Annotated in this window: 12 protein-coding genes and 1 tRNA gene; 6 read left to right on the plus strand and 7 right to left on the minus strand. The window is 64.9% G+C overall.

Going from position 1 to position 12018, the window contains the following annotated elements:
- The first annotated feature begins 197 nt into the window (after positions 1–197).
- Positions 198–1244: a selenide, water dikinase SelD gene (gene selD, locus AB6724_RS06555; RefSeq protein ID WP_439329835.1), complete on the plus strand. Its 1047-nt coding sequence runs from the start codon at positions 198–200 to the stop codon at positions 1242–1244.
- 168 nt (positions 1245–1412) lie between these two features.
- The gene (locus AB6724_RS06560; protein ID WP_369337697.1) at positions 1413–2672 is read left to right on the plus strand and encodes an NAD(P)/FAD-dependent oxidoreductase; all 1260 of its coding nucleotides are present in this window, start codon (positions 1413–1415) and stop codon (positions 2670–2672) included.
- Between the two features lie 63 nt (positions 2673–2735).
- On the opposite strand, the gene AB6724_RS06565 is transcribed toward AB6724_RS06560, so the two are convergent.
- From AB6724_RS06565 to AB6724_RS06595, 7 genes are all read right to left on the minus strand, one after another.
- Positions 2736–3212: an Lrp/AsnC family transcriptional regulator gene (locus tag AB6724_RS06565; RefSeq protein ID WP_369337698.1), complete on the minus strand. Its 477-nt coding sequence runs from the start codon at positions 3210–3212 to the stop codon at positions 2736–2738.
- Between the two features lie 44 nt (positions 3213–3256).
- Positions 3257–4042: an amino acid ABC transporter ATP-binding protein gene (locus AB6724_RS06570; protein ID WP_369337699.1), complete on the minus strand. Its 786-nt coding sequence runs from the start codon at positions 4040–4042 to the stop codon at positions 3257–3259.
- 3 nt (positions 4043–4045) lie between these two features.
- Positions 4046–4714, minus strand: coding sequence for an amino acid ABC transporter permease (locus AB6724_RS06575; protein ID WP_369337700.1), 669 nt, complete (start codon positions 4712–4714; stop codon positions 4046–4048).
- A gap of 145 nt (positions 4715–4859) precedes the next feature.
- Positions 4860–5690, minus strand: coding sequence for a transporter substrate-binding domain-containing protein (locus AB6724_RS06580; protein ID WP_369337701.1), 831 nt, complete (start codon positions 5688–5690; stop codon positions 4860–4862).
- Positions 5691–6156: 466 nt separating this feature from the next.
- Positions 6157–6233: transfer RNA gene (locus AB6724_RS06585), tRNA-Gln, on the minus strand.
- A gap of 133 nt (positions 6234–6366) precedes the next feature.
- Positions 6367–7269, minus strand: coding sequence for a LysR family transcriptional regulator (locus AB6724_RS06590; RefSeq protein ID WP_369337702.1), 903 nt, complete (start codon positions 7267–7269; stop codon positions 6367–6369).
- Between the two features lie 23 nt (positions 7270–7292).
- Positions 7293–7841, minus strand: coding sequence for a MarR family winged helix-turn-helix transcriptional regulator (locus AB6724_RS06595; RefSeq protein ID WP_369337703.1), 549 nt, complete (start codon positions 7839–7841; stop codon positions 7293–7295).
- A gap of 267 nt (positions 7842–8108) precedes the next feature.
- Between AB6724_RS06595 and AB6724_RS06600 the strand changes: the two genes are divergently transcribed.
- The 4 genes from AB6724_RS06600 (at position 8109) to AB6724_RS06615 (ending at position 11856) form a co-directional block, all read left to right on the plus strand.
- The gene (locus AB6724_RS06600) at positions 8109–9236 is read left to right on the plus strand and encodes a cupin domain-containing protein (protein ID WP_369337704.1); all 1128 of its coding nucleotides are present in this window, start codon (positions 8109–8111) and stop codon (positions 9234–9236) included.
- Positions 9237–9382: 146 nt separating this feature from the next.
- A complete protein-coding gene (locus tag AB6724_RS06605) occupies positions 9383–10090 on the plus strand; it encodes a fumarylacetoacetate hydrolase family protein (RefSeq protein WP_369337705.1) in 708 nt (235 codons plus the stop codon).
- A 5-nt stretch (positions 10091–10095) separates the two neighbouring features.
- Entirely contained in the window at positions 10096–10740 is a 645-nt protein-coding gene (maiA, locus tag AB6724_RS06610) for a maleylacetoacetate isomerase (RefSeq protein WP_369337706.1), read from the plus strand.
- 138 nt (positions 10741–10878) lie between these two features.
- Complete coding sequence (locus tag AB6724_RS06615; RefSeq protein WP_369337707.1) at positions 10879–11856, plus strand: Bug family tripartite tricarboxylate transporter substrate binding protein; 978 nt, start codon at positions 10879–10881, stop codon at positions 11854–11856.
- Positions 11857–12018 lie beyond the last annotated feature (162 nt).

The following is a 12018-nucleotide window of genomic DNA, read 5'->3' on the forward strand; positions in this document are numbered from 1 at the left end:
ACCCGCATTCTGTACACATTTTTTCACATCTTTGGCGGTGACTCTGTGAACCTTTGTCCCCAAAGTACGGATCGCCGGATGCGGCTTGCCGCCTGTGAGCGCGCAGGAAATGCGCAGGCTGCCGATAATACAGCTCACGCTTCAGGCCGTTTCGCACCGCCTGCCCACTCAGCCAGACTCCATCCATGACCACAGATATCTCACAAGCTCCGCGTCTCACCTCCCTGTCCCATGGCGGCGGCTGCGGCTGCAAGATTGCCCCCGGCGTACTGTCCGAGCTGCTGGCCAAGAGCAATCTGCCCAAGCAGTTCTTCCCCGATCTGCTGGTGGGCACCGAGACCGCCGACGATGCGGCCGTCTACCGCATCAACGACGAGCAGGCCATAGTCGCGACCACGGACTTCTTCATGCCCATCGTCGACGATCCCTATGACTTCGGCCGCATTGCCGCGACCAACGCGCTGTCCGACATCTACGCCATGGGTGGCACACCGCTGATGGCGCTGGCCATTGTCGGCATGCCCATCAACGTGCTGCCTCACGATGTGATCGCCAAGATCCTCGAGGGCGGCGAATCCGTCTGCCGCGATGCCGGCATTCCCCTGGCCGGCGGCCATTCCATCGATTCGGTCGAACCCATCTACGGCCTGGTCGGCATAGGCCTGGTCAATCCCAGGCAGATGAAGCGCAATGCCGATGCCAAGGCCGGCGACGTGCTGATTCTGGGCAAGCCGCTGGGCGTGGGCATTCTGTCGGCCGCGCTCAAGAAGAATCTGCTCGATGAGGCCGGCTACCGAGCCATGGTGGACGCCACCACCAAGCTCAACCGCCCGGGCGCACAGCTGTCCCAGCTCGCAGGCGTGCATGCGCTGACCGATGTGACCGGCTTCGGCCTGCTGGGCCACGGCCTGGAGCTGGCGCGCGGCGCCAATCTCACGGCCCGCATCACCAGCCGCCAGCTGCCCGTGCTGCCCGGGGTCCAGGCCCTGGCCGAGCAAGGCGTGTTCACGGGTGCTTCGGGCCGCAACTGGGCCTCTTATGGCGCCCAGGTCCAGCTGGCCTCCTGCGTCAGCGATGCCCAGCGCGCGCTGCTGACCGACCCGCAGACCTCGGGCGGCCTGCTGGTTTCCTGCGCGCCCGAGGTCGTGGATCAGGTGCTCAAGCTCTTTGCCGACAACGGTTTTGCCGATGCCGCCGTCGTCGGCAGCATGGAAGCCGGCCCGGCCAGGGTCGTGGTGGACTGAGCGCGCCTTCTGCGACAGGAACGGGAGCCTTCGGCTCCCGTTTTGCATTCATGACGACGCGCGGCCGCAGCCCAGGTCGAGCGTTCGCCACGCCCATTCGCGGGACAATAGGGTCCGCGTTTTTTGGACTCTCAACGTGGCAGCTCACCGCCCTGCCACGCGCTTTTCATGACAGACAACACAGTGGCCGTACTCGGCGCCGGCATGGTCGGCGTGGCGACGGCCTTGGAATTGCAGCGCCGCGGCATGGCCGTGACGCTGATGGACCGGCGTGCGCCGGGGCAGGAAACCTCCTACGGCAATGCCGGCGTGATCGCACGCAGCTCGCTCATGCCGTTCAACCACCCCCGGCTCTGGGGTACTCTGCCCGGACTGCTCAGGAACCGGAGTGCGGGCTTTTGCTACAACCCGGCCTTCGTCGCCGGCAATCTGCGCTGGGCCACAAGCTTTGTGGGCAATGCACGCCAGAACATATTCGCCGAAACGACGGCTGCGCTCGACGGCCTGATTCGTCTGTCCACGGCCGAACACCGACGACTGCTGGCCGAGGTCCAGGAACTGCAGCGCCTGCGCGACAACGGCTGGCTGTTTCTCTACCGCGATGCGGCCGGCTTCGATGGACCCGGCGCAGAGCTGGGCCGCGCGACCATGGCGCAATTCGGCATCGCCACTCAGACCTTGAATGCGGCCGAGCTGCAGGACCTGGAGCCCGTACTCAAGCCCGTGTTCGCCAAGGCGCTGTGGATACAGGACAGCTGCTCGGTCGACAGTCCCGGCGCCGTGGTCCGCGCCTATGCCGATGCCTTTGTGGCGCGCGGCGGAGCACTGCAAACCGCCGACCTGCGCACGGTGCGCCATGCCGGCGACGGCCGTTGGCAGGTGATCGACAGCAGCGGCGCAGCCCGGGACTTCGGCCGCGTGGTCGTGGCCCTGGGCCCATGGAGCCAGAAGTTCATGGCCGAGCTGGGCGTGGATGTCCCCATGGGCTTCGAGCGCGGCTACCACCTGCACTACGCGGCGGGCGGCTCTGGCGCCCTGCAGCGCCCCATCTACGACACGGCGGGAGGCTATGTGCTCTCGCCCATGGAGCAGGGCCTGCGCCTGTCCACGGGCGTGGAGCTCAACCACTGCGATGCCCCCATGAAGCCTCGGCAGCTGGAGGCGGCCGAAGCCTCGGCACGCGAGGCCCTGCCTCTGGGCGAGCGGCTGGAGCAGCCGCTATGGATGGGCCGCCGCCCCACCCTGCCCGACAGCCGGCCCGTGATCGATGAAATGCCGGGCCGGCCCGGCCTGTGGCTGGCCTTCGGCCATCAGCACATAGGCTTCAGCACCGGCCCCGGCACGGCCGCCCTGCTGGCCTCCCTGATGCTGGGCGACCGGCAGCTGCCGCTGGACCCGCGGCCGTTTCGCGCCAGCCGCTTTCTCTGATCTTCACCCCGAGCTGCCTAGAGCAGCGGCGCAAAAACGCCGGCCGCCCCTGCGGTGGCGGACTCAGCCGGCGGCGGGCTCGCCCACGACCTCCGCCGTGGTGCGGCGGTCTATCTTGCGGCTCAGGACCACGGAGGTATAGGTCTGCTGGATGCCATCGATCAGGCCGATGCGGTCCAGCAGCGCATCGAGCTTTTCATTGCTCTCGCAGCGCACAAACACCATGTAGTCATACTGGCCGCTGACGGCCGAGACCTCTTCCACCTCGGTGAAGCGGTTCAGCGCCTGCATCACGGAGGTGGCCGTCTTGGGCTGCACACGGATGCCGCAATAGGCACGCACGGCCGACTGCTCCATGCGCGAGCCCAGGCGCACGCCATAGCCGGCGATCACGCCCTCCTGCTCCAGCTTGGCGATGCGCGCCACCACCGTAGTGCGCGCCAGATTCATCTGCCGCGCCAGGTGGGCCGTCGAGGCTCGTGCATTGGTCTGCAACAGGCGCAGCAGCTGACGGTCGGTTTCATCGAGTCGATATTCCATAGCTTATCCATCCAAATCTTGCGCTCTCGCGCACGCCGACACACTCAGGCCTTGGCGGCCGCGGGGCTGCTGCCCAGAATCCGCCCCAGAAAGCTGCGGGTTGCCTCCTGCTGCGGATTGTCGATCACCTGCGACGGCGGGCCGGATTCCACCACCACGCCGTCGCGCATAAAGACCACCTGATCCGCCACCTCGCGCGCAAACGCGATCTCGTGGGTGACCAGAATCATGGTCATGCCTTCCCTGGCCAGGGCCTGGATCACGCCCAGCACCTCGGCCACCAGCTCGGGGTCCAGCGCCGAAGTCGCCTCGTCAAACAGCATGACCGCGGGCTCCATGGCCAGCGCGCGCGCAATCGCCACGCGCTGCTTCTGGCCGCCCGACATTTTGTCAGGGAGCATGTCGGCACGGTCGGCCAGTCCCACCTTGGCCAGCAGCTCGCGCGCCTTGGCCTCGGCCTCGCGCCGGCTCTTTCTGAGCACGGTGACCGGGCCCTCCATCACGTTCTGCAGCACCGTCATATGCGGGAACAGATTGAAGTGCTGGAACACCATGCCGGTACGCGCTCTGAAGCCGGCCAGCACCTTGTCGCCGGGCAGCTCGGTGGCCTCCCCGTCGAAGGCCAGGGACTGCTCGCCCACGCGGATCCGGCCGCCGTCGGGCACGGTGAGCAGATTCACGCAGCGCAGCAGCGTGGACTTGCCCGAGCCCGAGGGGCCGATCAGCGCCACCACGGTGCCGCGCTCCACGGACAGCGAGATATTTTTCAGAACCGCCAGGTCGCCGAAGGACTTCCTGAGCTGGCTGATCTCGATAACAGGAGCACTCATCGCTTATGCCTCCTTGGCCTGAGAGTGGTTTTGCTCCATGCGCTTGGCCCAGATGGTGGCCGGCAGCAGGATGATGAAATAGGCCACGGCAATAAAGGTGTAGACCTCCAGCGGGCGGTAGGTGTCGTGCGCGATCACCTGGCCCTGGTAGAGCAGATCGGGCACGGCCAGCACGGACAGCAGCGAGGTGTTCTTGAGCTGCATGATGGACTGACTCATCAGCGGCGGCACCATGCGCTTGAAGGCCTGGGGCAGGACCACGCGGCGCATGACCTGAATTCGCGTCATGCCCAGCGCCTGGCCGGCTTCGGTCTGGCCGGGGTCGATGGAGATGATGCCGCCGCGGATGATCTCGGAATAGAAGGCTCCGCCATACAGCGACAGGCATAGGCCCGCAGCCATGGGCGCCGACATCTCTATGCCGGTCAGCACGGGCAGTGCGTAATAGAACCAGACCAGCTGCACCAGCACGGGCGTGCAGCGGAACACTTCGACGAAGGCGCGCAGCGGCGCCGTGATCCACCGGCTGGCGGACAAGCGGCCCAGGCCCGCAATCAGGCCCACGGCCAGACCGCCCACCACGCAGATGGCCGTAAACAGCAGCGTGTAGGCAATGCCCTGCAGCAGCAGGGTCTTATAGGTCCAGAGCAGGGAAAAGTCCCATTCGTACATCTTGTCTCCTCAGCGCGCCACGGCCGCCAGCAAGGGCGGCCGCAAGTGCTTTGAGCGGTCCCGCCAGGCCTCGAGCCTGCAGACCGCCATCGAAACCCGGGGGCAGCCGGCTGCCGCTGGTGTCTGCGGCGGCGGCTCCAGGGCTTTAGAACTTGACCTGCTTGGGGAAGCTCTCGGGCTTCACGCCGGCCAGCTTTTCCATGTTCTTGACGATCACGGACTGCACCTCGCCCTTGCCGCGCGCTTCCTTGAGCCAGTCGTTCACGACATTCTCGAAGTCCTTGTTGCTGCTCTTTTGCAGGCCGATGTGCGTGGGCGAGGTGGTCACGGGCTCAGGCACATACATGGTGCCCACATCGGGGCGCTTGGCCAGCAGCGGCTGCGCCAGCAGCACCATCAGGATCTGGCAGTCGGCGCGGCCGGTCTGCACGGCCATGGAGGCCGCACCCGAGCTGTCGAGGCGCGAAATACTGGCCTTGGGCAGCATCTTGGTCGCGTACTGGTCCTGGTTGGAGCCCACGTCCACCACGATCTTGACCTTGGGATCGTTGAGCTGCTCCCAGCTCTTGACGGGGCCGAAGCCCTTTTTGCAGACCGCGGTGAGCGTGTTGTTGAACAGCATCTCCGAGAAGTCCACCATCTCCCGGCGTGCGGGCGTGGGGCCCATGCCGAACATCACGTCGATCTTGTTGGCCTGCAGATCCATCACCGAGTTGCCCCAGGTCGTTTCCACCAGCTCGATCTTGGTGCCCAGCTTCTTGGCCAGGCTGACGGCGAAGTCCGGGCCAAAGCCTTCCCATTTCTGCGAGACCAGATCCTTGTGGAAGTACGGCGTGGCGCCCGAGATCACGCCCACGCGCAGCACCTTGGTGCGCTCCACGCGCTGCATGGGGGTCTCCTGCGCGATGGCGGCCGTGCCCAGGCACAGTGTGGCCGCCAGAGCCGCGGACTTGAGAATCGAAGATTTGCTGGACATACGCTGCTCCCGAAAACTGCCAATCGACTTCGACTCGAATCGAACACAAAACGACAGCAAGTCGAACCAAAGAGCGCAAAGTCTAAAACCAGATTTGCAAGCTTTCAGCTTTAAATTGACGATTCGACGAAATCCATCGATCAATCTGTTTGAAATCCATCAATATTTATTGACGAATACGTAGTATCCACAAGCCCTCTGGGGTGGTCTTGAGCGGATTTTCGCCGGCCTGGCCGACGTTTTGTCGGTACCCCGCGATGACTCACCGAACGCTGCCGCCGGACCGTGCCCTGCACGCGCGGCATTGTCGCAACAAACAGGCTCAAGCCCATGCTGGAGCTGCGTTGCCAGCTATGAATTTCAGAGACAGTGAGAATGCAGTGCGCCTCTGCATGGGCAGCTCCGCAGCGCCGGGCAGCGGACAACAAAAAACCCTGCTCACTTTCATGAGCAGGGTTTTGTATCTTGGCAGGGGAAGAAGGATTCGAACCTTCGCATGCCGGAATCAAAATCCGGTGCCTTAACCAGCTTGGCGACTCCCCTACGATGAACGGAATTGTACAACGAGTTTTAGCTACAAATTTTGAAGTACGAGAAAAATGTGCATTCGCACAAAAAGAAGTTTCGGAACCGAAGCGACCTGGTTCGCCGCCGCAGCGGCGGCCAGTGCCAAGACCTACTGCGGCGGGCACAGTTCGCTGCGCATGGCCTGCACGGCATCGCGCAGGAAATTCCAGGTCGTGGCAATGCGCGCTATCTGGCGCGACTCCACGGGCATGCTCATCCAGAAGGTGCGCGTGAAGCGTGCCTGTTCGGGCAGCACCCGGCTCAGTATCGGGTCCTTGTCGGCCACAAAGGCCGGCAGCACCGCCAGACCGGCGCCGGCGCGCACGGCCTCATATTGGGCGGTGATGCTGGTGCTGCGCAGCGCAAAGCGCTCGGGCCGGTACAAGGTGTCCAGCAACTGCAGCTCACGCGTGAAGAGCAGGTCGTCCACATAGTGCACAAAACTATGGTGGCGCAGGTCCTCGGTGCGGGCCACCAGGGGCTTGCGCGCCAGGTATTCGCGCTGCCCATATAGATAGAGGCGGTAGTCGGCCAGCTTGGTGACGACCACCGAGCCCCGCTTGGGGCGCTCCAGCGAGATGACGATATCGGCCTCGCGGCTGGACAGATGCAGCATGCGCGGCAGCGCCAGCAGGTCCACGCTGAGCAGCGGGTAGCGCAGCGTCAGCTTGGCCAGTTCGGAGGCCAGCATCTGCGTGCCGAAACCCTCGGTCGCTCCTACGCGCACCAGGCCCGCCGGTCCCTCGCTGGCTGCAGCCTGGGCCAGCGGTCCGTGCTCCAGGGCATCGACAGCGCTTTGCATGGTGTTGGCCACGGTGAGTAATTGCCGCCCGGCTTCCGTCAGCCGCCACTGCCCGCCCTCGCGTGCAAACAGCACGGCCCCCAGTTGCTTTTCGAGCGTCTGAATGCGCCGCGATACCGTGGTGTGCTCCACACCCATATGCCGCGCGGCAGCCGCCATGCTGCCGCTACGGGCCAGCTCGCCAAAAAAACGCAGGTGGTCCCAGTCCAAAGTGCGTACCTTGTTGCTTGTATTCAGTCACTGCCCGCAGTGCGAGGCTTGCCAGCCAGCCCTTTGACGGCCTTGACGGCCGCGCTGCGTTTGCGCTCGGCGCTGTGCTGAGCCACAGCACTGGGCGCACGCGCAAATTCGTCATTCTCGTGAATCAGCAGCGACAGCATTTCCATGAACTGGGCGCGCTTGTCATCGGGCAGGGGCTCCAGCATGCGGCGCTGCGCGCGCAATACCGAAGGCTCGGCCGCCTGTAGCAAAGCCAGGCCCTCCTCGGTCAAGCTCAGCAAACGCACGCGTCGATCTGCGGGGCTGACATTGCGCGCCATGAGTCCGCGCGCCTCGAGCCGATCGATGACGCTGCCAATGGTGGAGGTGTCGAAACCGATATTGCGGGCCAGCGTGCGCTGGTCTATGCCCGGCTGACGCAGCACGGCGGACAGGGAGGCGTACTGCACGGGAGTGACGCCGAATTCCTCGGTCTCCTCCATGAACACGGCCACCGCAATCTGCTGCAGTCGGCGAATGTGATAGCCGGGATAGTTTTCTAGTTCTGCGGGTTGGTATTGCATGTCTTGATGGGCTGGCACAGGCCTGCCTTGCAATGCAGGGCTTTCTCTGAAGCCCCGATGTTCGCACGACTAGCCCTGCAGACGGAGGCAAACCGGTCTACCTGGGTTAATCCCATGAGAACTGACGCAAATCAACATTATGCTAATCATCAGCATGCTGTTTATTTATGGTGTTGACGACCTTTGGCCGCATCAAGGCCATGAGAGCAAACCCAAGGCAGCAGTGCACCTCAAAACAGATATGGCCCGCAGAAGAGAGAGACAGAAATGAGCCTGGTAGAAGCCCTGCCCTCCCCGGTCAAGCTCACGACCCCGAACGCCCCCGGCCAGCCCGAGCCCACGCCCGCACTCGAGCAGCTGTACCTCGGCTTCGAGCAGGAAATGCTGGTGCCGCTGTGGACGCAGATCGGCGACCTCATGCCGGCCCACCCGAGCAGCAAGGCCGCACCCCACCTGTGGCGCTGGGACCAGCTGCTCAAGCTGGCCGACGAGGCCGGCCGCATCGTGCCCGTGGGCCGCGGCGGCGAGCGCCGTGCGATTGCGCTGGCCAACCCGGCGCTGGGCGGCCGCCCGTTTGCCACACCCACGCTGTGGGCCGCCATCCAGTACCTGATGCCCGGCGAGGATGCGCCCGAACACCGCCACACCCAGCATGCCTTCCGCTTCGTGGTCGAAGGCGAAGGCGTGTGGACCGTGGTCAACGGCGATTCGGTGCGCATGTCGCGCGGCGACTTCCTGCCCCAGGGCGGCTGGAACTGGCACGCCCACCACAACGCGGCCAGCGAGCCCATGGCCTGGATAGACGGCCTGGACATCCCGTTCGCCTATTACGGCGAATCGCAGTTCTTCGAACACGGCCGCCTGCACCTGGACCCGCAGGAACGCATCACGCCTGAGCATTCGCGCTCCGAACGCCTGTGGGGCCATCCCGGACTGCGTCCCGTGGCGCATCTGGAAGTGACTCCGGTCACGCCGCTGCTGGCCTACCGCTGGGTGGATACCGACCGCGCGCTGAGCGAGCAGTTGGCACTCGAAGCCGAAGGCCATGCCGCCACCGTCAGTCTCGGCCATGCGGCCGTGCGCTACACCAATCCCACCAACGGCCGCGACGTGCTGCCCACCATACGCTGCGAAATGCACCGCGTGAAAAGCGGTGCCTGCACCCAACCCAAGCGCGAAGTGGGCTCGGCCGTGTTCCAGGTCTTCGACGGCCGGGGCACGGTCACCGTGGGCGAGAAGCAATGGCAGGTGTGCCGCGGCGACATGTTCGTCGTGCCCTCGTGGCAGAGCTTTACCGCCAGCTGCGATGCAGACCAGCCGCAGCTGGATCTGTTCCGCTTTGCGGATACCCCGATCTTCGAAGCCGTTCATGCGTATCGAGCCGAAACCCTCTGAGCCGCTTCGCGCCTTCCCCCTGGAAGGGGAACGACAGCCTTTGCTGCGGGGCGGCGGGGCCGCCTAGGCCCTTGCTGGCTGTCCCGTATATGAAGCGCGCCAGCTTTCAGCAGCAAGCCCCAATACCGATATCTATAAGGAATCACATGACCCAAGCCAGCTACCTGTGGGCGCCCGCGCCCGTCCAGTCCCTGCCCGTGCGCGGCAGCGAGCAGCGCCTGCCCGTCAACCGCCTGTTCTTCGTGGGCCGCAACTATCACGCCCATGCTTTGGAAATGGGCCGCCCCGTGGACAAGAGCGCGGAGCGACCCTTCTATTTCACCAAGACGCCGCAGACGCTGACGCCATCGGGCGCCACCGTGGCCTACCCGCCCGAGACCCAGAACTACCATTTCGAGATGGAACTGGTGGTCGCCATCGGCAAGGCGGGCTTCCGCATCGCGCCCGAACAGGCCCATGAACACATCTACGGCTATGCCTGTGGCCTGGACATGACGCGCCGCGACCTGCAACTGGCGGCGCGCGACAAGGGCCGACCCTGGGATCTGGGCAAGGATGTGGAGCAATCCTCCGTCGCCAGCGAAGTCGTGCCCATGCCCGGCCAAGTCATCGAATCGGGCGCCATCGAGCTGTCGGTCAACGGCGAAGTCAAGCAGCAGTCCGATGTGAACAAGCTGATCTGGAACATCCGCGAAATCATTGCCGACCTGTCCCTGTTCTATCACTTGCAGCCCGGCGACCTGATCTACACGGGCACGCCCGAAGGCGTGGGCGCGGTGCTGCCCGGTGACCAGATCACCGGCCGTGTGGCAGGCGTGGGCGAGATAGCCCTGACCGTGGGCCAGCCGGAGTGAAGCCGATGCAGCTCTACAGTTTTTTCCGCAGCGGCACCTCGCACCGGTTGCGCATTGCGCTCAAGCTCAAAGGCCTCGCGCCCGACTACATTCCCGTCGACCTGCGCATGGACGAGCAGACCGAGTCAGCCTACAAGGCCGTGAACCCGCAAGGCCTGGTGCCGGCCCTCGCGCTGGACAGCGGCGAGACACTGATTCAGTCGCCCGCCATCATCGAATGGCTGGAAGAGCGCTACCCCACGCCCGCCCTGCTGCCTCAGAACCCCGAGGCTCGCGCCCACGTGCGCGCCCTGGCCGCCATCGTGGGCTGCGACGTGCATCCCATCAACAACCGCCGCATCCTGCAAACCCTGCGCCAGCAGTTCGGAGCCGACGAGGCCGCCGTCAACGCCTGGTGCGCCAGCTGGATCACGGCCGGCTTCGATGCCATCGAAGCCCTGCTGGCCCAGGACAAGGCGCGTGGCGACTTCTGCTTCGGCAACGCGCCCTCCATGGCCGATGTCTACCTGATTCCCCAGGCGGAGAGCGCGCGCCGCTTCGGCGTGGACCTGGCCCGCTGGCCGCTGATCAGCGCCGTCGATAGGGCCTGCAGCGCTCTGCCGGCCTTTGCCCAGGCGGCGCCGCTGGCCCAGCCAGACGCCTCGCAATAAGCGCATCTCCTGCGGCCGATTGCCCAGCCCGGCCGCCCGTTACCGCTCTGCAGTCCCTAAAAAATTCATCATCCGGAGACAACTGTGAAATACGAGCAAAACAAGACCCAAGCCCACTCGCCATATGCGCAAGCTGCTATGAAAACAGCGATCCTCGGCGCCGCCCTGCTGGCCACTGCCGGCCATGCTCTGGCCCAGGGCGATGCGGCGGCCGGTTACCCCAACCGCCCCGTGACCGTGGTCACGGCCTTTGCCGTGGGCAGCGGCCCCGATGCCGTGCTGCGCATCGTGGGCGAAAAGCTGGCCCAACGCTGGAAGCAAGGCGTGACCGTGGACAACCGCCCCGGCGGCGGCGGCTTTGTGGCCATCGAATATGCGCGCCGCGCCAAGCCCGACGGCTATACCCTGCTGCAGTTGGACAGCGAACATGTCTCCGCCCTGCCCTATCTCTACAAGAACAAGAACTTCAACACGCTGAGCCACTTCGACCCCGTGGCCCCGCTGTTCCTGACGCCGTTCTTCGTGGCCGTGCCCACGAACTCCCCGTGGAAGAACATGGGCGACCTGATCAAGGCCGCCAAGAGCGAGCCCGGCAAGCTCAGCTACGGCTCCTGGGGCGTGGGCAGCCCCGGCCATCTGGGCGGCGAATGGCTGGACTATCTGACGGGCAGCAAGATGACCCATGTACCCTATCGCGAGGTCAGCCAGCTGTTCACCTCGGTCGCCAATGGCGACCCCAGCTGGAGCTTTGCTAGCCTGCCCTCCAGCCAGGGCATCTACAAAAGCGGCAAGATCCGCTATCTGGCCGTGGCCGCACCCAAGCGCATCGCGCAAATGCCCGACGTGCCCACCGTCGCCGAAGCCGGCGGCCCCGCCGAACTGGACGTGAACTCCTTTGTCTCCCTGCTCAGCCCCAAGGGCGTGGACGCCGCCGTGCGCGAGAAAATCCGCAGCGACGTGATGGCCGTGCTGCAGGACCCGCAGGTCAGGGAGAAGTTCTCCACCTTCGCCTTCCAGCCCATGAGCTTCACGGTTCCAGAGATGCAGCAGTTCGCCAAGAAGAAGTCCGAGCAATACAAGCTGCTGATCGACAAGGCGCAGATCAGCCTGGATTGATGGGCCGGCGCCGCTCTCAAGCAGAGATCGGTCGGCCCCCCTCTCGAGCAACGCCCTGCCGGCGCCAGCTGCGCAGGGCTTTTTTCAAGGCTCTGTCTGCGTTCAGTGTTGAACTCTCCATATTTCCCGCCAGTCCAACGTACATGTAGGACTGTCGGGAGA

The sequence above is a fragment of the Comamonas guangdongensis genome (genome assembly GCF_041079535.1).
In the GTDB taxonomy this organism is placed as follows: domain Bacteria; phylum Pseudomonadota; class Gammaproteobacteria; order Burkholderiales; family Burkholderiaceae_C; genus Comamonas; species Comamonas guangdongensis.

Excerpts from the sequence above, each read along its gene's own strand:
- AB6724_RS06605 (WP_369337705.1), top strand. The coding sequence starts at position 9,383 with ATGACCCAAGCCAGCTACCTGTGGGCGCCCGCGCCCGTCCAGTCCCTG.
- AB6724_RS06575 (WP_369337700.1), bottom strand. The coding sequence starts at position 4,714 with ATGTACGAATGGGACTTTTCCCTGCTCTGGACCTATAAGACCCTGCTG.
- AB6724_RS06615 (WP_369337707.1), top strand. The coding sequence starts at position 10,879 with ATGAAAACAGCGATCCTCGGCGCCGCCCTGCTGGCCACTGCCGGCCAT.
- AB6724_RS06600 (WP_369337704.1), top strand. The coding sequence starts at position 8,109 with ATGAGCCTGGTAGAAGCCCTGCCCTCCCCGGTCAAGCTCACGACCCCG.
- AB6724_RS06595 (WP_369337703.1), bottom strand. The coding sequence starts at position 7,841 with ATGCAATACCAACCCGCAGAACTAGAAAACTATCCCGGCTATCACATT.
- AB6724_RS06570 (WP_369337699.1), bottom strand. The coding sequence starts at position 4,042 with ATGAGTGCTCCTGTTATCGAGATCAGCCAGCTCAGGAAGTCCTTCGGC.
- AB6724_RS06560 (WP_369337697.1), top strand. The coding sequence starts at position 1,413 with ATGACAGACAACACAGTGGCCGTACTCGGCGCCGGCATGGTCGGCGTG.
- AB6724_RS06565 (WP_369337698.1), bottom strand. The coding sequence starts at position 3,212 with ATGGAATATCGACTCGATGAAACCGACCGTCAGCTGCTGCGCCTGTTG.
- AB6724_RS06580 (WP_369337701.1), bottom strand. The coding sequence starts at position 5,690 with ATGTCCAGCAAATCTTCGATTCTCAAGTCCGCGGCTCTGGCGGCCACA.
- maiA (WP_369337706.1), top strand. The coding sequence starts at position 10,096 with ATGCAGCTCTACAGTTTTTTCCGCAGCGGCACCTCGCACCGGTTGCGC.